General features: G+C 56.9%; 23 protein-coding genes. 11 read left to right on the forward strand and 12 right to left on the reverse strand.

Features of this window, described 5'->3' with window-relative positions; genetic code table 11:
• Positions 1-21 precede the first annotated feature (21 nt).
• Entirely contained in the window at positions 22-525 is a 504-nt protein-coding gene (locus G5S42_RS42045; protein WP_176112440.1) for a hypothetical protein, read from the forward strand.
• A 1,435-nt stretch (positions 526-1,960) separates the two neighbouring features.
• Here the strand turns inward: G5S42_RS42045 and G5S42_RS42050 are convergent.
• Positions 1,961-2,209, reverse strand: coding sequence for a hypothetical protein (locus G5S42_RS42050; RefSeq protein ID WP_176112441.1), 249 nt, complete (start codon positions 2,207-2,209; stop codon positions 1,961-1,963).
• 287 nt (positions 2,210-2,496) lie between these two features.
• Positions 2,497-2,925 (reverse strand): hypothetical protein, encoded by a 429-nt coding sequence (locus G5S42_RS42055; protein WP_312883734.1) that lies wholly within the window; start codon positions 2,923-2,925, stop codon positions 2,497-2,499.
• A gap of 1,505 nt (positions 2,926-4,430) precedes the next feature.
• On the opposite strand from G5S42_RS42055, the gene G5S42_RS42060 reads away from it, so the two are divergent.
• On the forward strand, positions 4,431-6,323 hold the full coding sequence (locus G5S42_RS42060) for an SAM-dependent methyltransferase (RefSeq protein WP_176112443.1): 1,893 nt from the start codon (positions 4,431-4,433) through the stop codon (positions 6,321-6,323).
• Between the two features lie 60 nt (positions 6,324-6,383).
• Here the strand turns inward: G5S42_RS42060 and G5S42_RS42065 are convergent, their stop codons facing one another.
• From G5S42_RS42065 to G5S42_RS42105, 9 genes are all read right to left on the reverse strand, one after another.
• Positions 6,384-6,611, reverse strand: coding sequence for a hypothetical protein (locus tag G5S42_RS42065; RefSeq protein ID WP_176112444.1), 228 nt, complete (start codon positions 6,609-6,611; stop codon positions 6,384-6,386).
• Positions 6,612-6,743: 132 nt separating this feature from the next.
• The gene (locus G5S42_RS42070; RefSeq protein ID WP_018435008.1) at positions 6,744-7,313 is read right to left on the reverse strand and encodes a nitrogen fixation protein NifQ; all 570 of its coding nucleotides are present in this window, start codon (positions 7,311-7,313) and stop codon (positions 6,744-6,746) included.
• Positions 7,314-7,329: 16 nt separating this feature from the next.
• Positions 7,330-7,632 (reverse strand): ferredoxin III, nif-specific, encoded by a 303-nt coding sequence (fdxB, locus tag G5S42_RS42075; RefSeq protein ID WP_176112445.1) that lies wholly within the window; start codon positions 7,630-7,632, stop codon positions 7,330-7,332.
• Positions 7,629-7,847, reverse strand: a complete 219-nt coding sequence (locus tag G5S42_RS42080) for a CCE_0567 family metalloprotein (protein WP_026228605.1) — start codon at positions 7,845-7,847, stop codon at positions 7,629-7,631. Before G5S42_RS42080 ends, fdxB begins: the two co-directional genes overlap by 4 nt.
• A gap of 73 nt (positions 7,848-7,920) precedes the next feature.
• Positions 7,921-8,334 carry a nitrogen fixation protein NifX gene (gene nifX, locus G5S42_RS42085; RefSeq protein WP_176112446.1) on the reverse strand — a complete coding sequence of 138 codons (414 nt, stop codon included), beginning with the start codon at positions 8,332-8,334 and terminating at the stop codon, positions 7,921-7,923.
• Between the two features lie 51 nt (positions 8,335-8,385).
• Positions 8,386-9,747, reverse strand: a complete 1,362-nt coding sequence (gene nifN, locus G5S42_RS42090; protein ID WP_176112447.1) for a nitrogenase iron-molybdenum cofactor biosynthesis protein NifN — start codon at positions 9,745-9,747, stop codon at positions 8,386-8,388.
• A gap of 21 nt (positions 9,748-9,768) precedes the next feature.
• A complete protein-coding gene (gene nifE, locus G5S42_RS42095; protein ID WP_176112448.1) occupies positions 9,769-11,262 on the reverse strand; it encodes a nitrogenase iron-molybdenum cofactor biosynthesis protein NifE in 1,494 nt (497 codons plus the stop codon).
• Positions 11,263-11,533: 271 nt separating this feature from the next.
• A complete protein-coding gene (nifA, locus tag G5S42_RS42100; RefSeq protein WP_176112449.1) occupies positions 11,534-13,177 on the reverse strand; it encodes a nif-specific transcriptional activator NifA in 1,644 nt (547 codons plus the stop codon).
• 724 nt (positions 13,178-13,901) lie between these two features.
• Positions 13,902-14,834, reverse strand: a complete 933-nt coding sequence (locus G5S42_RS42105; RefSeq protein WP_176112450.1) for a LysR family transcriptional regulator — start codon at positions 14,832-14,834, stop codon at positions 13,902-13,904.
• A 655-nt stretch (positions 14,835-15,489) separates the two neighbouring features.
• Between G5S42_RS42105 and G5S42_RS42110 the strand changes: the two genes are divergently transcribed.
• Positions 15,490-16,203 (forward strand): hypothetical protein, encoded by a 714-nt coding sequence (locus tag G5S42_RS42110; RefSeq protein WP_176112451.1) that lies wholly within the window; start codon positions 15,490-15,492, stop codon positions 16,201-16,203.
• 626 nt (positions 16,204-16,829) lie between these two features.
• Positions 16,830-18,149 carry an ATP-grasp domain-containing protein gene (locus G5S42_RS42115; protein ID WP_176112452.1) on the forward strand — a complete coding sequence of 440 codons (1,320 nt, stop codon included), beginning with the start codon at positions 16,830-16,832 and terminating at the stop codon, positions 18,147-18,149.
• On the opposite strand, the gene G5S42_RS42120 is transcribed toward G5S42_RS42115, so the two are convergent.
• Positions 18,146-19,054 (reverse strand): LysR family transcriptional regulator, encoded by a 909-nt coding sequence (locus G5S42_RS42120; RefSeq protein WP_176112453.1) that lies wholly within the window; start codon positions 19,052-19,054, stop codon positions 18,146-18,148. The two genes, G5S42_RS42115 and G5S42_RS42120, sit on opposite strands and share 4 nt — an antisense overlap.
• A gap of 226 nt (positions 19,055-19,280) precedes the next feature.
• Between G5S42_RS42120 and nodB the strand changes: the two genes are divergently transcribed.
• From nodB to nodS, 7 genes are all read left to right on the forward strand, one after another.
• Complete coding sequence (nodB, locus tag G5S42_RS42125) at positions 19,281-19,958, forward strand: chitooligosaccharide deacetylase NodB (RefSeq protein ID WP_176112454.1); 678 nt, start codon at positions 19,281-19,283, stop codon at positions 19,956-19,958.
• Between the two features lie 430 nt (positions 19,959-20,388).
• Positions 20,389-21,732, forward strand: coding sequence for a chitooligosaccharide synthase NodC (gene nodC, locus G5S42_RS42130; RefSeq protein ID WP_176112525.1), 1,344 nt, complete (start codon positions 20,389-20,391; stop codon positions 21,730-21,732).
• A gap of 55 nt (positions 21,733-21,787) precedes the next feature.
• Positions 21,788-22,702 carry a nodulation factor ABC transporter ATP-binding protein NodI gene (nodI, locus tag G5S42_RS42135; RefSeq protein ID WP_246392608.1) on the forward strand — a complete coding sequence of 305 codons (915 nt, stop codon included), beginning with the start codon at positions 21,788-21,790 and terminating at the stop codon, positions 22,700-22,702.
• Between the two features lie 2 nt (positions 22,703-22,704).
• Positions 22,705-23,493 (forward strand): nodulation factor ABC transporter permease subunit NodJ, encoded by a 789-nt coding sequence (nodJ, locus tag G5S42_RS42140; protein WP_176112455.1) that lies wholly within the window; start codon positions 22,705-22,707, stop codon positions 23,491-23,493.
• Between the two features lie 102 nt (positions 23,494-23,595).
• Complete coding sequence (locus tag G5S42_RS42145; protein WP_281375199.1) at positions 23,596-24,336, forward strand: sulfotransferase; 741 nt, start codon at positions 23,596-23,598, stop codon at positions 24,334-24,336.
• A 222-nt stretch (positions 24,337-24,558) separates the two neighbouring features.
• Positions 24,559-25,149, forward strand: coding sequence for a NodA family N-acyltransferase (locus tag G5S42_RS42150; protein WP_176112457.1), 591 nt, complete (start codon positions 24,559-24,561; stop codon positions 25,147-25,149).
• An 80-nt stretch (positions 25,150-25,229) separates the two neighbouring features.
• Positions 25,230-25,865 (forward strand): nodulation methyltransferase NodS, encoded by a 636-nt coding sequence (gene nodS, locus G5S42_RS42155; protein WP_176112458.1) that lies wholly within the window; start codon positions 25,230-25,232, stop codon positions 25,863-25,865.
• Positions 25,866-25,867: the final 2 nt, after the last annotated feature.

The raw sequence follows: 25,867 nt of genomic DNA on the forward strand, positions 1-25,867 counted from the left end.
ATCACATCCGGAGAAACTTTGATGAATCTCATTACTGGTATCGAGTCGACGGATCTGTTCGGCGGTGAAGTCCCGGCCGGCGTACTACAGCTGATCGAGAGAACCCGCCGCGGCAGCGATGACGATGTGGCCGCCGCGTTGTGGACCACCATCCTGTCCTATCCGCGCTGCCTGCCACCCTACTATCTGCTATATAAGTTCCATGCAAACCGGGGAGAACTTGGCGAGGCGCATAGAGTTGCAACGAGGGCTTTGGCGGTCGCTGCCTGGGAAGCGTCGATCAGCAGTGATTGGTGCGCGGTGCAGCCGGGCGACGCGGACTTCTCCATTCCCGGGCCGCCGCGCTTTTGGCTCTTTACGCTGAAGGCGCTTGCGTTCATCAGCGTACGGCGTGGCGAACGGGCCCTTGCACTGAAGCTGATTGCCAAACTACGCTGGCTGGACCCGATTGATTGCATCGGTTTCGAGGTCGTCGAAGCCTTACTCGCGCAGTCAGAACACGGCAATCGCAAACTGACGAATTGACAGACAGCAATTCGTCACTAGAAGGGGAACTCCCACGATTCATTGGAGCTTTTCCGCTGCCCAATCGAAATGCGCGGTCAGCTTTGTGATGCTCAATCCTTCCGGCACGGTGCATAGCACCTTCTCAACAACATGCAGACCATGACTTCGTGCGTGTTCGGTGCGGAAGGCAATCCCGGTATCGTCAATGTCGCGTCTACCTTCATGCAGGCGTGCACATCAATCCGTGCCGAAGGTTGCGAGCGAGTTCCGGACCTCGCCGCTGACGGCGTCGCAATCCCCGAACAGCTAATGCAATTCTAGTTCGAAAAGCATGAGTACAACGGGCCGCCAGCGGAGTTGAGCATCCTTTCGTGCGATGTTGGGGGCGGCTGTTCTGCTCGTATCAGTAGCAATCCAGTTGGCCGGATGCAATGGAGACGATGTGGCACCGCCGCTTACTGACAAGGAGCCAAGTCAACCATTCGCATTCGGCCAGTCTACACCGCCCGGTACCGTTACTCCATCGACCGCACCATCGCGGCCACCCCCGACGTCGACGACCGAAGTGGGCGCAAAGTAGACGCGCTCGGGTGGCCACGCGTGGGTAGTGCAAACCGGTCGACCCGACAGCTACAGATTATGTCGTCGTTGACGCTCGGGCCGTCATGCCCGGGATAAAGCGATGCGCGCGCCATTGAGGCAAAGCGTGATGCAGACGCGTGGACACCGTCAGGACGGCAAGCCCGACTGGATGCCTGCTCGTCGTGCAACCTGCCGAAGTGGCGGAGGGCGTCAAGACGCCAACCGTCGTGCGGGCGTCGGTTTATTACGCAGATCCGACCACCCCAACCCACGCACGACATTTGTCGGCGAGGCGGAAACATTCGAACGGGCTACACGATCGTCCACTCTCGATTCAATCGAGCCAACCAGTCGGACTGGTTGCATCGCCACATTCGGACAGAACCTGCCGGGCAATCGGTACAAGCTGATACGCTTCACACCGTGCTCTTCGCAATGCGGTTTTTGTTAAGGTCATGTCACTCATCCCTAGCTGGCAGGTTGACGACCATCGTCAACGGGATAACGCCCCGTTCACGTCAGCCTCATCGCAAGGGCTTCCACACCACTACGGACGGCTTCCCCTCGTTGCGGCATCGGAGTTTTTCGTCATGGTGTTTGTCCTTTGTCATTTCCAGCCGTCAGGTCCGTAAGTCGGACCGGTTCGCAACTAACGATACTCTTACTTGAACAGCAGCGCTTTGATATCACACAGACTGAATCGAACCCTGAAGCATAGGACATCGCGCAACTGATGACCGCCGCTGGGAAGCGATGACTGTGGGTCACGGCGATCTCGCATCCTAAGCACGCGATCGTACTCGGTCAATTCAGCAATGTCACAGTGACTCTCTGACTGCTCAGAGCCCAACTGATAGATTAGGTTCCATTCTCATTCTCCTTCGCGAATACGCGTGGATACTTCTGCGATTGTCATTTCACCAATGTGACGCGAAAGCGAATGAAAGAACATTTCATCAAAGAGCTCTTCCGATTCTTTGAAAGCTCTTGCTGGATTCTCCTCAACGAAAGCGTAGGCTTCTTCGTGAGCAAGGTCGAGAAGTTTATGAATCTGTCTTTTATGCATCGTGAACAGCATATCAACTAAAAATAAAGGCGCACACTGATTAAATGGCTGCATTTCTGCGTTCTAATACGTGCGAGCATTGCCACCAGCCACCTCGCTCGTAGTTTGAGCGCCCCGTTTCTTCGGTACGCATATGAGCAATTTCTGTATGGCTTGCAACGCAGTTCACCGCCGAAGCGACGCAGCAGCGTGGCCTCGCGGTTCAGCGCCAAGCCCGATTGGCGCATGCGGGACCTTGCAAAGGTTGCAGAACGGACAAGCGTGTATACCCGGCTCGCGCTGCGCCATAAGCACATGCTCGGGGGTCAAGTCCACCTGTTCTCTTGTCCCGGTTTGCGAATCTACTCCGTACCGGCACTACAGCAGTAGGCGAGGAGGAATACATGGTTTCCGGTGTCGGTCCTGACGATTGAGCGGATATCCGCGTTGAGCTTCGCCATCGCCGCAGACACGTAGTCGGGGGCCGGCAGCTTGTCGGTATTGAAGTCGTGGACAACCACGGCAACGGCGTTGTTGTCCTTCGTCATTGGGTGAGCGAGAACTCGATCTTCTTCCGCGAACCTCTGTTCCCGCGTCGCTACTGCACCAACCCGTCCGCTGCAGTATCCGTGAGTACCTGACATCACATGAATCGTATTACCATCACCGCTCAGCCCCGCTGCGATCGTCTTGAGAGCGGCCGCGACGTCGTCCACGCAACACAGATCATGGAATCCCCAAATTTGCACGGCGTCGGGAGTACCGCTGGTAATGTTTACAAGTGTTGCCACGATGTTCTCCAAGGTTTCGAAAGGGCCCATTTGATGATCAACCAACAATGACGGCTAAAGTGAGATGTCACTGCCCCGCCATTCCGCGCACAGCGACTACACAAGAGCCGCGAAAGTAAGAGGCCTGTTCAAAAAGCTTGCTCTGCGCGACTTAACGCTTTCCAGTCGTCAAAAGAGCAACCGAATTCTAGTGCTTCATGAGTGTCAGCGGGACGCTTGAAGCGGAGGACGACGGGCGACGGCACCCCATAAACGAGTTCGCCACACCGCAATCTTTAGAAGTTAGGCCGACGATACATATAGCCCGCGCCCGACCGACGGCCATTCTCCGAAAGGTTGTCAAACGCGAAGTCACCTGGACGAGCATGTGCCTCATATCAATGAGTTTTGCTGCTTTGTCCGCTTCGTACCTGTGCCGTTGATCAGTACAGCAACAATCATGCTCGTCACCGGTTAAAAGCAACGCCCACTGACCCTCCGTCAAACGTTGCGCAGCGGTAAATCCCGGAAGGATTTTGCGAGACTGACAGGCCGCCGCGTACTCAGCAGGCGACCAGCGGCGCTATTCCGGCTAGTACTGCGGCCAGCCCCATCCAAACATGACCCTCTTGATTTTAGGCATGGAAACTCCTTATCAGAATAGCAGATGGCCATCGAACCCGCGGTTCATAGCACTGTTGCCACGATAACGAAACTAACGTCATGGGTGCCCGCCGCCCACCTCAACGCTGAACGCGCTCGAACTCTGCCACGTTTTAGCTGGAGTAGCGAAGGCTAGCAGACTATAGAACAAATTGGCATTCGACATTTCTTATGCTACTAGCCGCAAATTTTTATCGACCGCTTTCAACGAGGCATATCCTTCGCGTGCGAGTCGATATCGGAATCCGACACAGATGGGGCCACGCAAACCGTGCCAGAGCACCACATTCCTGCGGCGATTCGTTGGGACAACGGCTGACAATCGTCCAACCGCGCATGCTCGATGACATTGCGAGACGGATGAGACGCTTGTGCGCCGTGAGCGTACCACTGACGAGCCATGGAGGCCTGGAGTGCAGCAAAGCCGCCCAGGTAGAATAGCCGGGATCAGATCTAATCTATGACGGCGAGGCCGGGTTGCAGCTGCGCAAAAGAATCGGAGCAGCGACTATCAACAAGTGGCAGGAGCTACATTTTTGGCGACCGCGCGGACCACCACTTGACTGTTTGATTTGCGCGGCGCGCAAACCAGACAAAGAGTTCTATCGCATCCAAAGTGATTCAGAATTCAATCGGGGCTGCGTTGTATCGTCCTTCCAGACATCACAACATCGCAGCGCTTGGCGTTTCCTTGGTAGCACAGGCAAGCTATTGACAATGCGTTCAAGATCAGGCCAGATGCCGATCAGCGCGACACCTGATATTCATCTAGCTTGAAAATGCGGCGCAGCACCGGCACATCAATTCACCTTGCACCTAACGCTACGTCAGGCTTTAGCGTTGATGTACGCACCGGAGACGCAATGCAGTTAAAGATCGGTGAACTGGCAAAAAGAGCGGGGCTGAGCGTTCGTGCTTTACATCACTACGACGCGATCGGCTTGCTGTCTCCGTCGCAACGCACTGAGGGGGGAGCACGCCTGTACGGGCGTGGCGACCTGATCCGGCTGCATCGTATCGAGGCACTGAAACGGTTCGGTTATTCGCTTCCCGATATCAAAGTCAACCTTGACGACCAACCGGCCAGTGCCCCGATAAATATTCTTCATCGCCAGATCGCCGAACTGGACGCGCGGGCTTCGCGGGCGCAGCGGCTCAGTCGCCACCTGCGACGCCTCGCCAAGATGCTGGCCGCCGGCAGCGAAACGCTCGCGATTGATTGGCTTAACACCTTGGAGTTGATGAGTATGTATCAAAAGCACTTGAACGAAGACGAACTCGACACGCTGTTTGCAACGGGCCCGGACGCGATTGCGCCGATGGATCCAATATGGGACGAGCTCATCGTTGAGGTTCATAGCGCCATGCGGGAAGGGCTGTCTAGTGAAAGCAGTGTTGCCCAAGAGTTGGCTTGGCGCTGGGTTCGGCTCATGACCCGCATGACGAACAACGACCCGGCGCTCGCTTACAAGTTGATGAAGATTCAAACCGCGGAGCCACGCGCACAGCAGATTGTCGGCATTACGGCGGAGATGCTGGTTTGGATAGACGAATCGTTTGCGCACGCGCGCTGCACACTTCTCGCCAAACACTTGAACCCGGCGCAAATGGACGAAGTTCGACGCCGCCAGCTTAACGAAAAGAACAGGCGCGAATGGCCAACGTTGGCGCTTGAGTTGCGGGCACACATGCAGGCCGGCGTCGCGGCCGACGCTGCGCCGGTACAGGCTCTCGTCGAGCGCTGGCAACAGCTTTTCCGTGAAAGCTTCTGTGGCGATGACGTGGTCTTGGAAGTGCATGTTCGAGACGCCTTGAACCAAGAGCCGGACCTGCAACTTGGGGTGGGGCTCGACGAGGCATTGTTGGCCTATCTGCATAAGGCACACATCGTTGGGCACGATGTGACGCCAACCGACGCCGGGCCCAAGCCTAGCGCCTTGATCGTGGCTAGACAACGGGCGGCGCACCAACTACTGGATCGCCCGCTGGTGCTTGATGATCCGCTCGCATTGGCCGTGCTAGGCAAAGCCGAGGCACAGGACCTACGCAATGGCCTCGATCGGTTCCGCCACCCGATGTCGATGTGTAGGCGCAGCGCGCTGGTCGTACGCAGTAGGCTAGCTGACGACATTTGGACCGAGGCCGCCGAGCGGGGGGTGCGACAATACGTCGTGCTTGGGGCAGGACTCGACACCACCGCCTACCGGCAGCACGACACGCCCGGGAGCATCTTCGAGGTTGACTTGCCGGCCACGCAGGAATGGAAACGAGCGCACCTGAATGAGGCGGGCATCCGCTTGCCGCAATCGTTGCGGTTCGTACCGGTCGACTTCGAGCGCATCAGCCTTGCCGAGGGCTTGACGCGTGCCGGATTCGATCCACTCGCACCGGCCTTCTTCAGCTGGCTCGGAGTAACCATGTACCTCGACGAGGCTGCGGTCGTTGATACTTTGCGGTTCATCGCGCGCTGCGCCAGAGGCAGCGCCGTGCTGCTGGAATACGCATTGCCAGTGTCCAGCTTGCCGCCGATGATGCGTGTCTTCGTCGAACAGTTGATGGCGCAATTCGCCGAGGGCGGCGAGCCGTGGAAAAGCGCGTTCGATCCGGCTGAGTTGGCTCAAATTCTGGTTACACTGGGCTTCAGCAGTTCCCACACTTGGACTATAGACCAGTTGAACCAAAGGTACTTTGCGAACCGCTCAGACGGACTGCAAATCGCAACAACACCGTCACGTCTAACTCTGGCCACGGTCTAATCGTCAGACTATGCCTCGCAATTACTTGTTTATCCGCCCCAGTCCGCGCAATGGTCAGCGCTACAAACGGCAAGGGCATCCCACAATCGCAAGGCTATACGAGTAGCAATGCGCCAGCGCAGCGATGCCACCGAGCCAAGTACGGGTCACCGCGTGCGCCGGGGAGCCGAGCAGGAAATCCTCGGGTGCGAGATGCACCGAGGATTTCAGGTTGTTTGCAGCCTCGGTACAGTCGTGTGCGACGAGAAACCCGGAGGCGAACGCATAGGAAGACATGATGACATCCACGCTTAACACCTTGATCCGCGCTGAACGCAATCAGCTGGCAATCGTTAAAGTATCTCCTGAGCATTTGTAGCTCACCGTCACGGCGAATATGCCAAGGCCCCGCATGGCCACGTATCGTCGGTAGCCAGACCATCAATCTGGTCCGAAGCAATCCGCGAAATCGCCACACTCCGCGCAGTTTGAAGACTTGCAGACAAGCAACGCCTCACGCTCGCACAGTTGCTTGTAGAGGAATTTCTTCCACTTCATACCGTGAACGTTTTTTTGCGCCAGCCGCGGAAACCAATAGCCCAACAGCACCGGCAATTCGCTACGCGAGCGAAGGCGCAGCTCCTGCCACAGGTGTTTGTGCCCCGCACAGGCGCAGGCGAGCGCATGCGAAACGCAATGGATTTCAATCGTTGTGCCTGCGAGCGGATCAGCATGTGCCTTCAACAGGTTTGCGAGGTCTCCGACCTCGTCGTCGCACGATCGCTGGCGCCACGCTGCAGGCGAGGCGGCCAGTTGCAAGAAAAGGGCGCTGTCGACGCCGGGAAACCAATGCGCGAGCAGCCAGTGGGTTTCATCCAGATTCAACCCGCGGATGGGCAGTGTGTGCACGCCGGCTTGGCCGAACGCCGCCGAGAGTACCCCTGCGAGGGCAAGAACCGTGGAATCGTTGCTGTCCACAGCGTGACGCATCAACGTCGTGTAGAAGTCCATCACCGTCCTTTGTGGCTCAGACCATGGCCACCGCGTGCGTGTAGCACTTTTTTGGGCATATCCTCGCGCATGCCGTGCAACCGATACACAACTCCCGGCGCGCAATAGTCATAACCTTCTTTTCGTACTCGTCGTCGTCATCCTCGCCTACCGGGGTAACGTCGCCCCCCTCGTCTACACCGACGAGCTGCAGGACCCCACGAGAACACGACCGGAAGCATCGTCCGCAGCCGATACACTTCTCATCATCAAGGGCGGAGACAAAGGTAGGCGTCCACATCTCCCCGCTAGGTAGCTTTACGCAAAAAATCTCGCTCATCTCCGGCTCCCAGGCGCTTCGTCGAGAGCCGCAGCCGCGGCCTTGCGCGCGTCCATCAGCGCGGCGTGAGCTTCGTGACAGAGCTGCGCAACCGTCAATATCTCTTCCCACCTAGTCGGAAGATCCTCCGAAAGGTCGTGGAGATCCATCTTGGCCTGAATGGCCCGTGTATTGAGTGTCTTCAGGCGCACCTTCAGTTCATTCGGGTCACTCATGCCCCCTCCCGTGGTAAAAGGACGCGCCTCAGTTGTCGCTGTCCGCAAAGTGGCGGTCTTGTCAACAGTGGCTTTAGCCATGAGATACCTCGTCATCCTCGGCAAAGTCGAATGAGCGCACATTTCTGGTTAGCGCCTTGCGCATCCACGGCGGTGGCGTACCTTTCAGGACATCCCTAAGCTTGATAAGGATGTCCTCAATTGGCTCCAGCTGTGGCACCTTGACTGGATGCACCTTCAGCGCTACGACGCGCGCCGCTCCTGAACCACCGATTGCGGCAACGTACAGGATCGCGCAACCGCGGATCGCGTCCAGCTTCGGTGCAAGCTTATCTTCGTCGCCGTCCTCCTCTAACTTGCCGCCAAAATCGAAGGCTTCCACGAACGCGTACCCCTCCGCCGTCACATCGAAGATAACAATGCTTTTCGCCCAGCCAAAGTGCGCGTCGACATGCAGTTTGTCCTGCGTGGCAAATGCGATTTTCATGTAATGGTTCCCTCATGATTTGCATGCAATGGTCGCGACGACCGGAATTCCTTACTCCGCGTTAGCGACTGGCGCAGCGAGGTCGAGCGACGACTGCGGCAGAGCCCAGTCGGCCGGGCGGTGGTGCGTAACTCGATCGATTAATAGATTCGCGAGTTCGAAGACGAGGTTCATCGTTCCGCGATAGCCGACCTGGCATCGATGGGCATTGCCGACCCGGTCGAATACGGGGAAGCCTATGCGCAACAGAGGCTTGCCGAGACGCGCGGCCATCTGCCGGCCGTGCGAATGCGTAATAAGCAGGTCGCAATCCGCCGCGCCTCGTTCCATGTCCTCAAGGTCACCGAGCACGACCTCGCTCGTCGGCAGTAGCGCATGCGACGCCGATGTAGTCGTGCTGACGCAGACTGGCAACTCGGCGCCGATTTCGTGCAACAGCGAACCGATTGCAAGCAGCAAATCCGGTTCTGCGCCCAAGGCCACCTTAATGCCACCTATGTAAAAATGGCTGTCGAGCATTGCATCCAGCAGTTGGCTGCGCTGCCTCTGGTATTTGATCGGGACCTCCCGGTCTGACAATCGCGCAAGGCGATGCAAGAGCCGGTCGTTCGGTTCGAGCCCTGTGAGCCGCTCAAAAATTTCGAACGGGATGCCTGCGATAGTCTCCAGTGCCTGCGCACCGTCGCGCGTTTGCTCGCCCACGCCGATGGTGAATGTCGACGCACCTGCGGCGCGTATCTGGTCGAGAGAAGTTCCGCCCAGCGTGGTCCCGCGCCAGTCGGGAGCAATGTGGCCATCGAGCGAACCGGAGACGTCTGGCAATATGATCGGAACTAACCCGAATGCCTCAATGATCTCTCGCAACTCGTCGATATCGCTGGGTGACAGATGACTGCCGGGCAGCACGTTGACCTGTCGCTGCACGGTTGGCAGTGGCTTGACAAGCGCCTTCACGATTGCAACGATGGCGCGCCTGTAGCCGTCCTCGAATGCGCCAATGTAGTCTGGCGTCGATACGTACACGAGTTCGGTATTGCTCAACTCTGGCTTGCGTTTGCGCACCATCGCGAGATGACCGGCGACATCTTCCCCGTTGGCCTCAGTCAGCCCTGTCGAGCAAAGCACGATGATTTTCGGCGCCGCGCGCTTGCAGATGTTCAGTAGCGCCGTTTCGACGTTTTCAAATCCGCCCAGAATGGTAGTGACCTCATTCATTGCAGTGGTCTGCAACGGGATGGCCTCCTTGAAATGGCGCACCAAGAGGACGAGGCCGAACGACGTGCAGCCCTGCGAACCGTGCATCACCGGCATGCACGCATCGAGTCCCATGGCGGCATAACTCGCGCCAAGCGGCTGGCTCATTTTTAGCGGGTTGACCGTACAGGCTTTCCCTAGTTCGACGACGTTTGCCATTGTGTCTGCACTCCGCTATGCTCAGGCCGCGACGCTGGGTCGAAGGCCCTTCGGCCAATCCCGCGCGCTTGCACGCGGCGACTGTTCTGTCATGCGCTCCGTGAACTCCATTCGCTCGCCACAGAGCCCTTCGCCTTTGTCGTCCCACGGAGCTGGAATGCGCACCTGCTGCCAGACCGGGTTGCTGATTGCGCGGTCAATCTCGTGCACCAGCTCGACGATTCCCTCATACCCGGCATATGGATGATGGCGTTCCTGATTGACATCAAGCCAAGGCACCCGCGCCTTTAGCGCGACAAACTGCGAGCGCCCGCCGGACAGCATGATGTCGGCCTGCGACTCGCGGAGCATGCCGTACATTTCGCTTGCCGTCATATTGTCGACTATGCGCGCGTCATCGCCCATGATCTCCTTGATCCTTTCCTTGTCTTTCTCGGTGCTTTTCTTCACACTGGTGCCAACGATCTCGAGCCCCACCTCTTGCAACGCCGCAACAAGCGACCAGGATTTCACACCGCCTGTAATCAGCAGCACGCGCTTTCCATCGAGGCGCGCCCGGTATCGCGCAATGCGCGCCCACGCGCGCTCCTCTTCTGCTTCAATCAAGCGATCGGCGCGTTTGATCAGATCGTCGGGCGCACCCCTTTGCACCAGCAGCTTGGCGACTTGGCGCAACGCATCGCTCACATCGCCGATTCCGTAAAAAGAGCCCTCGAAATAGGGAATGTCGTATTGCCGCTGCATCTTTGTGGCAATGTTAATCATCGACTTTGAGCACACCACCATATTTACCTTCGCGCGGTGAGCGCTCGCGATGTCACTGTAGCGAGCATCACCAGAGATGCAAGCCAAGATACGGATACCCAGCGCGTCGAAGAGCGGCTTCGTCTGCCACAACTCCCCCGAGAGGTTGTATTCGCCGATGATATTGATGTCGAACGGCGTTGTGTGAGCGGGCTCACGCGAGCCGATTACATGATCGAAAATCGCCTCCCCACCGAGTTTATTGCCGAAGTTTTTCGACCCGGCGAAACCGGGCGCGTTGACCGGTATCACAGGTTTGCCGAATTTCTTTGACGCTTGCTTACACACTGCCTCTATGTTGTCACCGATCAGCGCGGTGACGCACGTCTGATAGACAAACACGGCAGGGGGATCATATTTTTGGATAATCTCGCGAATACTTCTGAACAGCCGTCTCTCGCCGCCATAGATTACATCGATCTCACTTAGATCAGTCGTGAACGCGGTCCGATAGAGCATCGACCCGGAGGATGCCGCAGGACGGTTATCCCACGAGTTGCCCTCGCACGCAATCGGCCCGTGCACAAGGTGCGCTACGTCAACCACGGGCTGAAGTGCAATCCGAGCTCCATCGAATGCACAACCGCCAGCAGTCGCTCCTGGCGGAAGTTGCTTGGCGCAGCCTTGTCTGCGCTCCGTCTCACTTTTCGCCCTATTCTTCGCGCAACCGGGTTCGTCGAAAATATCTGCAGTCCTAGCCTTGAACCACATTGGAGAATCCTGACGATATGAGGTCCACAACTAATTGCAAGTTCCATACCATCGCGCGAAGCCGCAGGCATCCGCAGCGTGGGGTATCGGGCACTGTAGTAACAGCGTCGACTTAAACCAGTGCTTTGTCGGAGTTGAACGGATTGCGACACAACATACTTATCGACCTTCTTTCAGACCATGCGCGTGCTGTGTTCCACGCGCGTCGCTTTGCATACCGAGCAGACGAAATATCGGAGCCGTCCAGGGCGTGACCTCAAGCTTCGCTTTCTTAGAAGCGGCGTAGTTTGATTCCGTGCTTGCGCAGTGCATAGCCGATCTGCCGCGCCGTAATGCCGAGCAGGCGTGCCGCCTTTGCCTGCACCCAACCGCAGCGCTCCATGGCCCAGAGCAGCCGCTCACGCTCGTCCTCAGGGATGTGCTCACCAGAGTGCATGCCGAGACCGCGGGCATCGCGCTCCGGGGCGCCGAATTTCGCGGGAACGTTCAGCGCGTTACTGACTGTAACGTCCGACGAGCGTGCCGGACGTACTGAGTCTTCTCGCTCCACATGATGCAACACCTTCGTGAGGCACCGGTCGATCTCGCAGAGAAACGAAGAACGACCAATCGTGTCATGATGCGCCATTGTCGCAGTCCGCTCAATGCAGTTTTCGAGCTCGCGCACATTTCCGGGCCAGTAACAACTCGACAGCACGCGCAACGCTTCCTCGTTGAAATGCAGAGCGCGACCGTTCTCACGATTAAAGCGGTTAAGGAAGTATTGCGCCATCTCGGGGATGTCTTCCCGGCGCTCGCGCAGCGGCGGCAACACGATGCTCACCACGTTGATGCGGTAGTAAAGATCCGCTCGGAATTCGCCCTCTCTCACCATTTGTTCCAGACTGCGATTAGTTGCAACGATGAGCCTCACGTCAACTCTCACGGGCGTTGTCCCTCCTACCCGCTCGAACTCCCGCTCCTGCAGAACGCGCAGGAGTTTCGCTTGGAACGACGGCGATATATCACCTATCTCGTCGAGGAAAAGTGTTCCGCCGTGCGCCAATTCGAAGCGCCCCTTGCGCTGAGTTTGCGCGCCCGTGAACGCCCCCTTCTCGTGGCCAAACAGCTCGCTTTCCAGCAGTGTTTCCGTGAGCGCCGCACAATTCACCGAGACGAATGGCTGGTCCTTGCGCGGGGACAAACGATAGATTGCACGCGCGATCAACTCCTTGCCGGTGCCGCTCTCGCCGCGCAACAGCACCGTCGTTCTCGCAGGTGCGACCTGATGGACCTGCGAGAATACGTGCTGCATCGACGCAGATCGGCCGATTGCCCAATCGACTTGAATAGGAGGGGCCGCGTTCCGTCGGCGACTAATCTCCTCCTGCACGCTTTTGCGGTTCGGATTCGCCTCACGCTCAAGCAGAAGTGCCCTGCCCATTGGCGCAGCAACAACTTCCAAAAGTTGGAGATCGTCTGCGAAAGCACGCTTCCCGCCCGGATTCTCACAAAGTGCTACGAGCACCCCGAGCGGCCGTCCTTCGTGCCGGATCGGTGTCCCAAGTAGAGCGACACGCTCGGCATTGGAAACACGAACAGCCCCCGTGCGGTCGTCGAACATTGGGTCACCATCCAACTCAGACACAACCACGGCGGACTCGCTTTCCTGTATCTGCCCTACGATCCCTTCACCGGAGGGAAAACGCATACCTTCTCGCCAGTCGTCTGACAGTCCCGTGTGACACAGGCCGCCAAGCTTTCCATCCGGCTGCTCGACGGCGATGAACGCGGACCGCCAGCCTCTCGCACGCGACAGAAACCACAGCGACCTCTTCAACGCGTGCTCCGCATTACGGGATGAGGCCAGCGTTTTTAGCACTTCGGCCACTACATCGAAATCGGGAGGGCTCTCGTTGATAAGAGAATGCGACATAGATTCGGGCTCCAGCGACAACTCGCCAACGTAGTGACGAGACGGCTCGGCACAACGGCAGAGCCAGTCGCGTTGGTGGCAGCCGAATTCGGGATGCCGCTGTGCTCAGGCATCGCCAAACTCGACAAAAATGACAAAAATGACAAAATCGCAGCAATGGCGTCGGGAAGCTGCAAACAGAGGCAACGAGGCCCCTCCGTTCGCGGCTAGCATACTAACCAAAAAAGACGTAGGTTTCACGACAAATTCGGGTCAACGGCAACCCGCACAGTCAGTCGAGGTTCCTAGTCTCGGTCGAACGCTGCCAGCGTTGAAGGAAGGCAGAAGCGGTTTCGTTATATGAAATTCAAATCGTAAGTGCCATAGGCCTCAAATGGCAGCTCAGGTTGCATTGCACGACTCCGCGCGAGTCCTTCCAAAATGCTGTGAGAGCTGTTCAGCAGCTTGCTCGAGTGCATCCGCCCAGTTGTTCGTCGTTTCTTTTTAGCGCGCGATCCAATGCAACGTTACACGCCTGCAACCGGTCGACACCTATGTCATTTCGCATCGAGGCCCGATGTTTCTCGATGACATAAGTCAAACGTCACTCAGTGGGCTCCTGAATTCCCAAAGCAACGCTGCCTGCCCGCGTCAGCGTCGGGGCTGTCCATCGAAAATACCCGGCAGCAACCGTTTTGACGCGCCGAAATATCATCTCTTCGACGCGACCACGGCGCGACGTCACCTAAACCTGACCACGCGTTGGCATCGCCGGCTGCTCTGCCGTGAATATTCCGTGCTCTGCCGAGCTCAGCTGCAGCGAGCGAAAGAGGAACCGTTGAAGTGCGGTAGCTGCGGATGTTCGGTCGTTCCAGTTCTCTTGAGTGAACAGACCGAATTCCGCCACTGGCGGCATCGGCAACCCGACAGCTTGCGGATCGATCGCGTGCATGGTGTCGCGGCGCACGTGCCAGTCGAGCAGCACTGCAATACCGAGTCCTGCCTCAACGGCCGACTGCACCGCCGACAGGCTTGTGCTCGTACACGCAACACGCCACGCGATGCCGGCGTCGAGTAACGTCGCGAAAAAAATCTCCTGCCACCGGCATGCGCCGCCGAATGCAACAATCGGAAGCGGGCCCTCGCCAAGGTCCGTGTTCCGGGTACGTGCGGCTGCCCAGCGAAGCGGATGCCGCCATGTAACTATCGGCTCCGAGTGAATCAGCGCAGGGTCGCCGATCGCGAAATCTAGTGTGTTGCTTGCGAGCCGCTGCGATAACGCCGGGCTCGCATCGACAACAATCTCCAGCGCTACGTCCGGATAGAGAGCCGAGAACTGCCGCAATGCATGGCGAAGGTGGCTCATTGCGATGTCTTCCGGAATGCCGACCCTCACTGTGCCAGAAACGTCGCCCTCAGTCAGGGCGGAGCGAGCCGCGAGGCCAATGTCGAGGAGCTTGTGCGCATATGGCAGTAGCACGTTGCCCGCGGTGGTCGGCTTTACGCCGCGCGGTGAACGTTCGAGCAAGCGTTGGCCAACCTCATCTTCGAGCCGCCGAAGGGCCATGCTGACAGCAGCCTGTGTCCGATGGAGAGCCATCGCAGCATTGCTCACGCTGCCGGCTTCTACAACCGTCACGAATGTACGCAGCAGCGTGCTGTCGAGATCGCGAATCATCAATTTCCCTCATGCAGACATAAAGATTATCAGCTTATACCACGCATACCCCTGCGGTTAATATCCTACCGTCACGAGTCAGGGAACATGGATGCGAAGAAAGTTGCACGAAAAACACGCCGAATACGCACTGCGGGGAATACCCGAGTCGCTGGCGCACCCGGCCCTTCGAGCTTCGCCGTGTACCTGATCGAACAGCCGCCACCGAACTGGCCAATGCTCCTTCCAGTGAAGGAGCGATACTGCAGAAAAGCACAGCTTGACGTTGTGGCCTCCAGTCACCTCGTGCCCACGTCATGGCGCTCCTCGATGAGGAGTTCTAGGCACGCCGGCCTATCTGAGCCCGGATACGTCCACTTAACTGCAATTAGCAAACAATAGGTTGAAGCATTGCGTTCAGCAGGTTGCACGAACCCTCTCTCGCTATGCCAGCCGAAAAAAATGCCTAGGAATGTTTGACAGTGCTGCCCTCTCATCGCACGACCACCGCGGTCGCGGTTCGAGTCTAGAAGCTCGCGGGACTCCCGCGAGCCTGATGTACGCATCGAAGTTTCCCGCAAGAACGCGTCAAGGTGCCCGGCTGATCTCCTCGACGCGTTTATAGCAGCCCGGTTCGCTCGTTTCTTTGCCTTTTCAATTTCTAAACGGAGGTCACATGAGTACAGCCAACGATCGCATTTATTTTGAGCAAGTCGCTCAACAAGCTGTGGAGCAGATGTTCGCAACTTCGCCCGAAACCGCAGCGTTCCACCGTGGCGATTGGATCGACAGTGAGTACTATCGCCGCCACCTCGTAGAAACTGTATTGCGAATCCGACTCAATAACGAGGTCGACGCGTTCGCACTCTACAAAATCGGCTCCAAGGACAACACGCTCGCACAGATCCTCGCGCAATACTTGGCAGAAGGATACGGGCATGAGGGGAAATTCCTCCACGACCTTAAGAAATTCGGCGTATCTGCCAATGACGTCGACCGGATTGCCCCCCTCCACAGCACCGACAAACTGATCGGCTACCTCTATCTGAGCATTGGTCGCAACGGTCCGCTGCCGACGATGGTCTGGAACTGGCTGCTCGAATGGTATACCAATCGCTACAGCAAGAGCATTACAGAAGCCGCCAAGCGGGCGTTCGGCCACGATCACGTTAAAGGTTCACTCGACCGCATTCAGTACGCAGAATCGCACAAGCACTATGACATCATTTGGATTGCCCTTCAGCGGGCAATAGGCGGCTGGGGCAGCATTGAGAGCGCGGAAATGTATCTCCGCAACTTCGTCGGCCTGATCCATGAATATTTCGATGAGTTGCGTGTGACGACCGTGCCCCGGACGGAAAGCATAACGTCGCGGGAAGCAGCCACATGACCGCCGTCGTCTTGGTTGCGCCTGCGTCATCCGGTACCGCAGTTTTCGCCGCCACAGCTCGTCAAGGTATCGCGGCCCTTGCATTTGCGCGTGCCGCGACCCTTCGACTGCGAGCGTCTGTTGCGTCCTTCGCGGTGGTGGGCGCTGCGCTCGGCGTCTTCCCATGCACAGGCGAGTCACCGTGGACAGTTCAGCGCTCGCGGAGATTGCCGGGCAGCAGTGTAATGGACACATATACCCACTGGTTAAACTGAACAAGTCGATCTTGTTGTCGAAACTGATGATACGCGGCCATATTTGCAATCCAAACCCACGCAGCTCCAGCAATGCGAACGTGGCGATGCGACGTGCCTAACCATCGTACGGTTCGTCAAATCCATATCAGCGGACTTCGCCAGCGGCGCCGAAGTGGCGAGTGTGCGCCACAATCCGGTCTCAAAGGAGACGAAGCTCCCACGCCCACCCGCCCTCCACTATCGCGAGACTGACTGCTCTCTTAAACCCCTACCAGACATGTCCGGCTCACCGCCGCAGATCGCCCCGACGCCGGGCCCGGACATCGCCAAAACGCTCTGTGCGCTCAAATTTGATCAAGCCGAAAAAATATCTGAACAAGTTGCTTCCACATGAAAGCCAATCATCCTGCTAAGGGTAACCGCATAGTCGTGCTTAACCGGTGGTCCGACGGTTTCGCCGCCTATCAGCGCTACATTGATCATGCGGCGAACAAGATCGCATACGTCTGCACGCCCAATAGTGTCGCCGCGCTTGACACCTCTCGCATTGCACACGTCGAACAGCTATCTGACATCCTCGATGAAGAAGCGCTGCATGCGGCCGTGCGCGCCTGTAGTTCAGCGCTCGGCGGCATCGACAGGCTAGTCGCCTTATCCGAATTCGACCTTTTAGCGGCCGCGCGACTGCGCAATTCGTTCAATATCCCCGGCGACCTTCCCGAGACAGTCGTGCGCTTTCGAAATAGGGCCGTTACGAAGAATACTATCGCCGCAGCTGGCCTGCGTGTACCGCGGTTTGCAGCCCTAGAAGATCTGGTCGTTGCCAAGGCGGCGACTACCACTGTGATGCGTTTTCCGATAATCGTGAAACCGCGATCAGGTAAGGCGAACATAGGGTCACGGCGCATCGAGACCCGTCCTGAGTTCGATGCACTGTGGCCGACACTACCGCTTGCCGAGTACGATTGCGAGGAGTACATCGACGGTCCGGTTTATCACGTTGACGGCTTCCTTCTGAATGGCACATTGGTTATCGCGCGCGCGTCTCGCTACATCAACACTTATGTCCAGTTCGCTCAAGGTAAACCACTCGGCTCGGTGATGCTCGACCCAGGTCCTCTAAATGAGGCGCTGACCGCATTCTCCGTAAAATGTCTGCGCGCCCTGGATTTCAGAAATGGGCCATTCCATCTTGAGATAGTCCGGGGCTGCGATGGATTGTATTTCCTTAAGGTTGGTGCCCGCGTCGGCGAAGGAGAAATCCCATTCCTCTTTCACGATCTGTACGGTGTTGACCTGTTCGCCCTCTGGGCCGCGCAGCAGTCAGGTGACAGGGCGCGGTTAGCCACTCAGGTGCAAGCAGCACTAGACGCGTCGGCATCGTCCGCCCGCGGTGGATTCCTCATGTTGCCGGAGCCAGTGGGCAAAGTATTCGTCGATGCAAAATTGCTACGAGAGATCCCCGCGCTTTACGATGCGGTTTTCCCCAAGCCACATCATTTCTTCGACGGCACCGGCGGCTACGCCACCCTCCTCGCGCGCTTCCGCTACCGCGCTGCATCGGAGCACGAAATCGCCACAGCAATTCACACGACATTAGACAATTTCCAATACACGCTCGCCGAGATTGCCGCGCCCCCCTTCACTGCGGAGCCAGCGGCTCCAATGGTTCATCCCGGAAGGCATTCCCCGCCGCTTCTGCCTTGCTAGACGTAGTTTCGCGCCTCCTCCAGCAGGAGCTCACGCATCCAGATGCTCGCAGGATCACCGTTATGCAGGGAAGGCCATTGGATCGCTTCAGTGAAACAGGAAAGTGGCAACGGGACGTCGACGATCCGCAGCGGGGCGACTTCTGCGAAATACTTTGCCAACCTCAGAGGAATCGTAGCGATACGGTTAGTATGAAGCAGGACTCGCGGGATCAAGTCGAAGGTAGGCACGATAACCTCTTCGCGCCTCTTGAGACCTAGATCGAGTAAGAAGAACTCCTCGATCGAAGGTCTCCGTGCACGCCCAAACCTCACTGTTACGTGTCCCATCGACATATACTTCTCGAGTGGCAGGCGGCGGGACAACTGTTTGTTCGTCGGACAGCCTACACACACGAGCTTCTCCTCAAAGAGCGGTGCTTTAGGATGAGCATCAGCCAACAACAGCTCCGGCAGGATCAAAAAATCGGCGTCCCCACGCCGAAGCAGCTCACCCGGGTCGTCATCAGGGAAAAGCAATTCGAAACCAACCGAAGGAGCCTCGCGCGCTACACGCTCAATGACATTCTGAAAATAGACCAGCGTCATAAAGTCGGACAGGCACACCCTGAAGCGGCGATTCGACTTGTCCGGTCGAAACACGTCCCGCGAGATGATCGAAAGCTGGATGTGCGATAAGGCTTCTCGAACAGGTCCAGCGAGCTCCGTCGCTCGCGCAGTGGGGACGAACTCACGACCTCTCAATACAAACAGGTCGTCGCCGAAATAATCGCGTAGTCGAGCGACGGCGGCGCTCATGGCAGGCTGGCTCAGATTGACGCTTTGCGCCGCAGCCGTCAAGTTGCGCTGCGTCATCAGCGCATCCAGCGCGACGAGAAGATTCAGATCAAGGCCTTTGAATCGCATGTTCCGGTATCCGCCTTATGGATGAGACATATCGAAACAATCGATTGTACAAATTATTTGCGATAACGCAAAGTTGCGACAATTCAAATTGAATAGGGAACGTCGAAGCCCGTCTGTCGTAGTGCTGATTGATCCACAAAATCCCGCATAGTGATCCGCAGTTGGCGATCGAACCTATCGGCAGATCAAACGATACAAGGCATGCGTCGGACGCGATGGAAAGGCTATGAACCACCCAGACTATTTGACAGAAGTGCGCAGCGGCAGTGATTGTGCCGATCTTCGCCCTAAGGTTTACCTTACATTTGATGACGGACCTCATCCAGTATGGACGCCGAAAATACTTGACATATTGGCATATGAGCAAGCGGCGGCAACTTTCTGTGTCATTGGCGCGTACGCAGCGGAGTATCCAGAACTGATCAAACGGATCGCCGCAGAAGGTCATGAACTCGCTAACCACACCATGACACATCCAGACCTTTCGAAATGTGAGCCGGACCTAGTTCGCCGTGAAATATGGGAGGCGGATACGCTTATCAAGGAGACGTGTCCTGCGGCGAAAGTGACGTATATCCGCGCGCCATACGGAATCTGGACGAAAGACGCAATCGGGGAAACGGGGAAGGCTGGACTGATCGCGCTTCACTGGTCAGTAGACCCGCGGGATTGGTCTCAACCGGGTGTCAATGCGATTGTTGATGCGGTGATGGCATCAGTCCGGCCAGGCTCGATTGTGCTGTTGCATGATGGAAGCCCCCCCGGAGAGTCGAACTCCGATGTTCACACGACATCCCGCAGACAGACGGCCGAGGCTCTCTCGCGTCTAATTCCTGCATTGAAGGCGCGCAGGTTCGTGATTAGTCGACTTCCTGATCGTCGATCCCAAACACTGGGCGAATGAGCGCACATCTGTAACCACTAGCCTGCTTGGACTATTGGCTGGCCCACTCATTGCAAACGGTTCCCTATAGTCACATCGAGAGATCGTGCACGATTCTGGCGCGCAATCAAATGAAGATGTCAGGAAAAACTGACCCCCGAAAAAAGGATCCACTGATATAACTTTCCGTGTGCGCCGATGGAGGTGTTGTTGCTTACCTCGATACCATGGAACGCATTGAAGGAGGTTATTAGTCGGCCGAAAGTGACAGATTAATACGATTGCATCAACAAACGACGGTACACGACAGCACGCAGTCAACTCTTTCTACGGTATCGCAGTTTCACGCAGGGTCTGTCGTCGATGTGATCGCGCCAAGCAGGCGTATTGACGGATCCTAGCAGGCCTGTAATCAGATCATTTTTTGACACCACTTAGCAAACTGACCTCGATGAACATTCCTGCCGCCATCAATACGACCTCCGTTTTATTGTACGCACTTCTTTCTGCCGTTTATAAGACAGCACAGGTTCTACATTCCTTACCCGCTCCAGCTGAGCATAGCAGCCAATCTGCCACGAATTTTCTTCCCGACGTCGACGTCATCGTTCCGTGCTTCAACGAAAACCCCGATACTCTGCGCGCGTGTCTCGCCTCTATCGCAACGCAGGAATACTCAGGAGCTTTAAAAATCCACGTGGTCGATGACGGATCCGCCAACCGCGATGCGTTGGAACCCGTTTATCGCGACTACGAGCACGATCCAAGATTCAATTTTGTTCTTCTCCCCCAAAACGTGGGAAAACGCAAGGCCCAGATCGCCGCAATACGGGCTTCATCCGCAGAACTCATACTCAACGTCGATTCCGACACGACCTTGGCGCCTGACGTTATAAGCCAACTCATACTGACAATGAGCGATGCAGAGGTCGGCGCCGCCATGGGTCAATTGACCGCCAGCAATCGCAACGATACATGGTTAACCCGTCTGATTGATATGGAATACTGGCTCGCGTGTAACGAGGAGCGCGCAGCTCAGGCCCGGTTCGGCGCCGTGATGTGCTGCTGCGGACCGTGCGCGATATATCGTCGCTCCGCGCTTCTCTTGCTGCTTGACCAGTACGAGACACAGATGTTCCGGGGAAAGCGAAGCGATTTTGGGGAAGATCGTCATCTAACAATTCTCATGCTGGCCGCGGGCTACCGAACAGAGTACGCTCCAAATGCGATCGCTTCGACCGTGGTTCCAGACAGACTGGGGCCGTATCTTCGCCAACAATTGCGCTGGGCGCGAAGCACGTATCGCGACACGCTGTTGGCGCTACGGCTTTTACCCCGCCTAGATCGGTATCTTACGCTGGACGTCATTGCGCAGAATGCAGGCTCCCTATTGCTCGCGATCGCAATGCTCTCCGGCTTTTTACAGATCGTATTGACAGAGACGGCCCCATGGAAGGCGTGCTTCTTGATTGCGTCAATGAGCATGCTCCGCTGCTCCGTGGCAGCCGTGCGCTCTTGTGAGCTTCGATTTCTTGGGTTTTCCGCGCACACGCTGGTCAACCTACTGTTCCTACTACCTGTTAAGGCGTACGCCTTGTGTACACTCAGCAACAGCAACTGGCTGTCCCGCGGCGTGGCCGCCGGCGGTTGTAGCGCACACGTCGACCCGCCGGGGCACGACACTGAAACGGGCACCACTATATCCACAAATGGCGGGGCTCAGCGTGACAAGCCCCGTCGACACTGGGATGAGCAGGCATTCACGGAATCTGATGACGTTTTCCGAAACAAATGATCGTGTTCGTCACGAGATCTTCCTGAAGAGAACAACCATTTGGATTTCCATGTCAATGCCAACCGCAGCAATCACGTTTACAGGTGTCAACAAGTCCTACGGCGGGAAGCTCGCTGTCAATGGACTGTCCTTCCACGTAGAGCCGGGCGAATGTTTCGGCCTTTTGGGGCCCAACGGCGCAGGCAAGAGCACGACCGCGCGGATGGTCCTCGGGATGGCGCTACCTGACGCGGGTACGATCACAGTCCTCGGAGAGCCAGTGCCTGGACGCGCGCGACGGGCACGTGCACGAATTGGCGTCGTTCCGCAATTCGATAATCTTGAACCCGGGTTCACAGTGCGTGAGAACCTAGAGATATTCGGGAGCTACTTTGGCATGAGCGCAGGTGAGGTCTCGGTTGTGATTCCCTCTTTGCTCGAATTCGCGCGTCTGGAAAGCAAGGCTGATGCGCGCGTTGTCGAATTATCAGGCGGCATGAAACGGCGTCTGACGCTCGCTCGCGCGCTCATCAACGACCCCCAACTACTTGTAATGGACGAGCCCGCGACGGGCCTTGATCCGCATGCGCGCCATCTCATCTGGGAACGCCTGCGCTTGCTACTCGCGCGCGGCAAAACAATTCTTCTCACCACTCATTTCATGGAAGAAGCGGAGCGACTGTGCAACCGTCTCTGTGTGATTGACGAAGGGCGCAGCATTGCCGAAGGTACTCCTAGTGCGCTAATCGAAGAGCAGATTGGGAGCCAAGTGATTGAGATATATGGCGGCAATTCACATGAACTGCGGCCGTTACTCGAACCCTACACACAGCGAACCGAAGTGAGCGGCGAAGCATTGTTTTGCTATGCCGCTGATCCCGAGCAGGTGCGTTTGCAGTTGCGGGGGCATGCGGGTCTGCGAATTCTCCAACGCCCCGCCAACCTGGAAGACGTGTTTTTGCGGCTAACCGGCCGCGAAATGAAGGATTAGTGATGCGTGATGTATTCATGATAACTCTGCCCGGCAACGCGCTGAACTGGCACACAGTATGGCACCGCAACTACCTTGCATGGAGGAAATCTGCGCTTGTGTCGCTCCTCGGGAACCTTGCGGATCCGATGATGTACCTGTTTGGTCTTGGCCTAGGTGTGGGAATAATGATAGGCCGCGTCGACGGCACGTCATACATCGCGTTCTTGGCCGCTGGAATGGTTGCGACGAGCGCAATGACTTCTGCCACCTTTGAGACGATTTATGCGGCCTTCTCGCGAATGCATACTCAGCGCATGTGGGAAGCGGTGTTATGCACTCAACTCACGATTGGCGACGTCGTTCTAGGTGAACTTTCATGGGCAGCCACAAAAGCCCTTCTTGCCGGCGCTGCGGTGATGGTGGTTGCTGCGATCCTAGGCTATGCGGCGCTGTCGAGTATCATCTATGTCATGCCCGTCGTCGTTCTCACTGGACTCGCCTTCGCGAGTGTGGCTATGGTGCTCGTCGCCATCGCGCCCAGTTACGACTATTTCATTTTTTACCAAACCCTTGTTCTGACGCCCATGTTGTTCCTGAGCGGCGTCGTCTTCCCGATCGGTCATCTCCCCGGTGCTCTTCGGCAAATTGCGAGATTCCTTCCGCTGACACATTCCGTTGAGCTGATCCGCCCAGCGATGCTGGCACGGCCTGTCGCTAGTATCAGCCTTCATGTGGCTGCGCTTTGCGTCTACGCAGTACTGCCGTTCTTTTTATCGGCGGTTCTACTTCGCCGCCGCCTAATGTCGTGACCATTTTGGCAATCAATCCGAGCCCACGAACTTCGCAACGGACTATCTGCGCAGTGCTCACACCCTCTTTCAACCCGTTAGATTAACGCCATGACATACCCCATGCAGACAACTGAGCCATTTGTGATCGTGGGGATGCCGAGGACCGGCACTCACTACTTGGAAGAATTGCTGAATGCCCATCCGAACGTGTCAAGTAATGGTGAGTTGCTCAATCCGTATGACCCAATCTGGCCCGGTCGCGCCCGGCTTTTGCGTAGCGATCGCGAACTGCTCGAGCTAGCCTATCTGCACCATCCGACCATGACCGGGAATCCGCATTTGACACACGTCGGTTGCAAGATCAACCAGCCTCAGTTTAACGAACGTCCCGGGTTTTTCGAGACGCTGGCCGCGTGGCCACGTTTGAAGGTACTGCTCGTGATTCGACGAAACACGTTGGAATCGTTTCGTTCTTTGGTGCAAGCAAGACAAAGCGGTCAGTGGCTAAAATACGGTCCGGACAACGACGACTCACGTCCGCCTCCGCAAGTCATATTGAAAATCGAAGACTGTGAGGCTTACTTTAAGGCCGCGGACGATTTCCACCACTTAATTCTGAGCTCGTTTTCACCGTCGAGCGTGCTCACTATCAACTATGAAACTCTTCGGGACGATCCGGCCCCAAGTCTGAAGGCGGTCTCAGCCTTTCTCGGCATCTCGAATCACCCTTGCTCTGAAAACACATCTCTTAGACGTCAGGAAGTTCGATCGCTGCGGCAGACGGTACTTAACTTCGAAGAGTTGAGGCGTCACTTCGAGGGCAGTCGATACGATAGCTTTTTCGAAGCTCAAGGGGGCTGATCGGCCCGCCAAACATCAAGATTGCCCCGATAGCTTTCAATTGTCTAGCTTTTGAAGAGCATTGGCTTTATCGACTCGCAAACTCGGGTTTCGCGGTCCGCAGCCTAGCTAAACTAATTCTTGCGTTCCGAGCAGCAGATGAACTCCGATGTGTATGGCCCACTGTTCCGGTTCAGTGTTCAGCGAGTGGCGTATGAACATATTGTTATAGGGTAACTTCAAATGGCCTCAACTGTGCAATGGAGACTGTATTGGGAAAATGAGCTAGGGCTCTCGGACCACATCGAATTGTCCGAGTTCTTTCGGGCAACGTATGGACCAACTGGATCTTTTAACGCAAGACCTTTCGAGGGCAGCCGGAGTTGGGCTGGTGCGCGGCCCGAACTCCGTGCGATTGCCTACGACTCGCAAGGGGTGGCGGCTCACATGGGCTCGCTGCGCCGGTTCATCAAGGTTGGCACGGTCGATGTTCTTGTAGCCGAACTGGGACTTTACGGAGTTCGTCCGGATCTCGAAGGACTCGGCATCAGCCATTCGATCCGCGCGATGTATCCGGCACTGCAGGGCCTTCGGGTTCCATTCGCATTCGGCACGGTGCGCCATGAGTTGAAGAACCATATCGCGAGGTTGTGTCGGCATGGATTGGGAACGGTCGTCTCGGGCGTGCGGGTGCGGTCAACTCTGGCCGACGTTCGTCTAGATTTGCCCCCGACACGCACTGAAGACGTCCTTGCGGTAATCATGCCGATTGGTAGCCCGATGAGCCAGTGGCCAGAGGGGAGTGCAATCGAGCGCAATGGTCCGGAGCTGTGAAGGCTGGCGCTTCACCACAGAAGGCGGTGGAGCCGACGCCCCCATGCAATTGTCCTTATAGTAAACCGCTATCGAGGTATGTGAACTTGACACATGTAGCGAATTTCGACTTGCTGCTTCGCGAATTGAACTCCAACGATCCGTGGCGGCTGGACAGTAACCCGTTCGAATTCGAGCGCCACAGGCAAATGCTTCGATTGGCACTTGCCGAGGGCATCGTCACAAATGCACTCGAAGTCGGATGTGCGAGCGGGGCGTTCACGGAAAAGCTGGCGCCTCACTGTCGACGGCTCACCGTCATCGATGTAGTTCCAGAAGCGATTGCGCGAACACGCGCACGGCTAATGGAATCGGCCAATATCACTTGGATCGTATCAGACATCCAGCGCTTTTTGGCTCCGGAAAAGTTCGATCTGATCGTTGTCGCGGAGGTTCTTTATTACCTCGGAAGCATCGCCGAGGTACGGGCCACTGTGCAGAGCTTGGCGCGCATGCTTGCGCCCAACGGGCAGTTGGTATTCGGATCGGCTGTTGACGCCAATTGCCGGCGGTGGGGCCACATCGCCGGGGCGGAAACGGTGCTCGAAATGCTACGGGAAGAGCTGACCGAAGTCGAGCGCGTGCAGTGCATCGGGCGGTCGTCCAATGAGGATTGCATGCTCGCGCGCTTCCGGAGCCCGATGGATTTTACAAATCAACCGAATTGCCTCCGTTAGAG

The organism is Paraburkholderia youngii (assembly GCF_013366925.1).
Lineage (GTDB): Bacteria > Pseudomonadota > Gammaproteobacteria > Burkholderiales > Burkholderiaceae > Paraburkholderia > Paraburkholderia youngii.

Excerpts from the sequence above, each read along its gene's own strand:
- nifN (WP_176112447.1), bottom strand. The coding sequence starts at position 9,747 with ATGGCAAACGTCGTCGAACTAGGGAAAGCCTGTACGGTCAACCCGCTA.
- nifX (WP_176112446.1), bottom strand. The coding sequence starts at position 8,334 with ATGAAAATCGCATTTGCCACGCAGGACAAACTGCATGTCGACGCGCAC.
- G5S42_RS42150 (WP_176112457.1), top strand. The coding sequence starts at position 24,559 with ATGGCCTCAACTGTGCAATGGAGACTGTATTGGGAAAATGAGCTAGGG.
- G5S42_RS42120 (WP_176112453.1), bottom strand. The coding sequence starts at position 19,054 with ATGCGATTCAAAGGCCTTGATCTGAATCTTCTCGTCGCGCTGGATGCG.
- nodJ (WP_176112455.1), top strand. The coding sequence starts at position 22,705 with ATGCGTGATGTATTCATGATAACTCTGCCCGGCAACGCGCTGAACTGG.
- G5S42_RS42110 (WP_176112451.1), top strand. The coding sequence starts at position 15,490 with ATGAGTACAGCCAACGATCGCATTTATTTTGAGCAAGTCGCTCAACAA.
- G5S42_RS42050 (WP_176112441.1), bottom strand. The coding sequence starts at position 2,209 with ATGCAGCCATTTAATCAGTGTGCGCCTTTATTTTTAGTTGATATGCTG.
- nifA (WP_176112449.1), bottom strand. The coding sequence starts at position 13,177 with ATGTCGCATTCTCTTATCAACGAGAGCCCTCCCGATTTCGATGTAGTG.
- nodI (WP_246392608.1), top strand. The coding sequence starts at position 21,788 with ATGCCAACCGCAGCAATCACGTTTACAGGTGTCAACAAGTCCTACGGC.
- G5S42_RS42070 (WP_018435008.1), bottom strand. The coding sequence starts at position 7,313 with ATGGACTTCTACACGACGTTGATGCGTCACGCTGTGGACAGCAACGAT.
- nodB (WP_176112454.1), top strand. The coding sequence starts at position 19,281 with ATGAACCACCCAGACTATTTGACAGAAGTGCGCAGCGGCAGTGATTGT.
- G5S42_RS42115 (WP_176112452.1), top strand. The coding sequence starts at position 16,830 with ATGAAAGCCAATCATCCTGCTAAGGGTAACCGCATAGTCGTGCTTAAC.
- G5S42_RS42060 (WP_176112443.1), top strand. The coding sequence starts at position 4,431 with ATGCAGTTAAAGATCGGTGAACTGGCAAAAAGAGCGGGGCTGAGCGTT.
- G5S42_RS42105 (WP_176112450.1), bottom strand. The coding sequence starts at position 14,834 with ATGATTCGCGATCTCGACAGCACGCTGCTGCGTACATTCGTGACGGTT.
- G5S42_RS42080 (WP_026228605.1), bottom strand. The coding sequence starts at position 7,847 with ATGAGTGACCCGAATGAACTGAAGGTGCGCCTGAAGACACTCAATACA.
- G5S42_RS42145 (WP_281375199.1), top strand. The coding sequence starts at position 23,596 with ATGCAGACAACTGAGCCATTTGTGATCGTGGGGATGCCGAGGACCGGC.
- G5S42_RS42045 (WP_176112440.1), top strand. The coding sequence starts at position 22 with ATGAATCTCATTACTGGTATCGAGTCGACGGATCTGTTCGGCGGTGAA.
- fdxB (WP_176112445.1), bottom strand. The coding sequence starts at position 7,632 with ATGAGCGAGATTTTTTGCGTAAAGCTACCTAGCGGGGAGATGTGGACG.
- nodC (WP_176112525.1), top strand. The coding sequence starts at position 20,389 with ATGAACATTCCTGCCGCCATCAATACGACCTCCGTTTTATTGTACGCA.
- nifE (WP_176112448.1), bottom strand. The coding sequence starts at position 11,262 with ATGTGGTTCAAGGCTAGGACTGCAGATATTTTCGACGAACCCGGTTGC.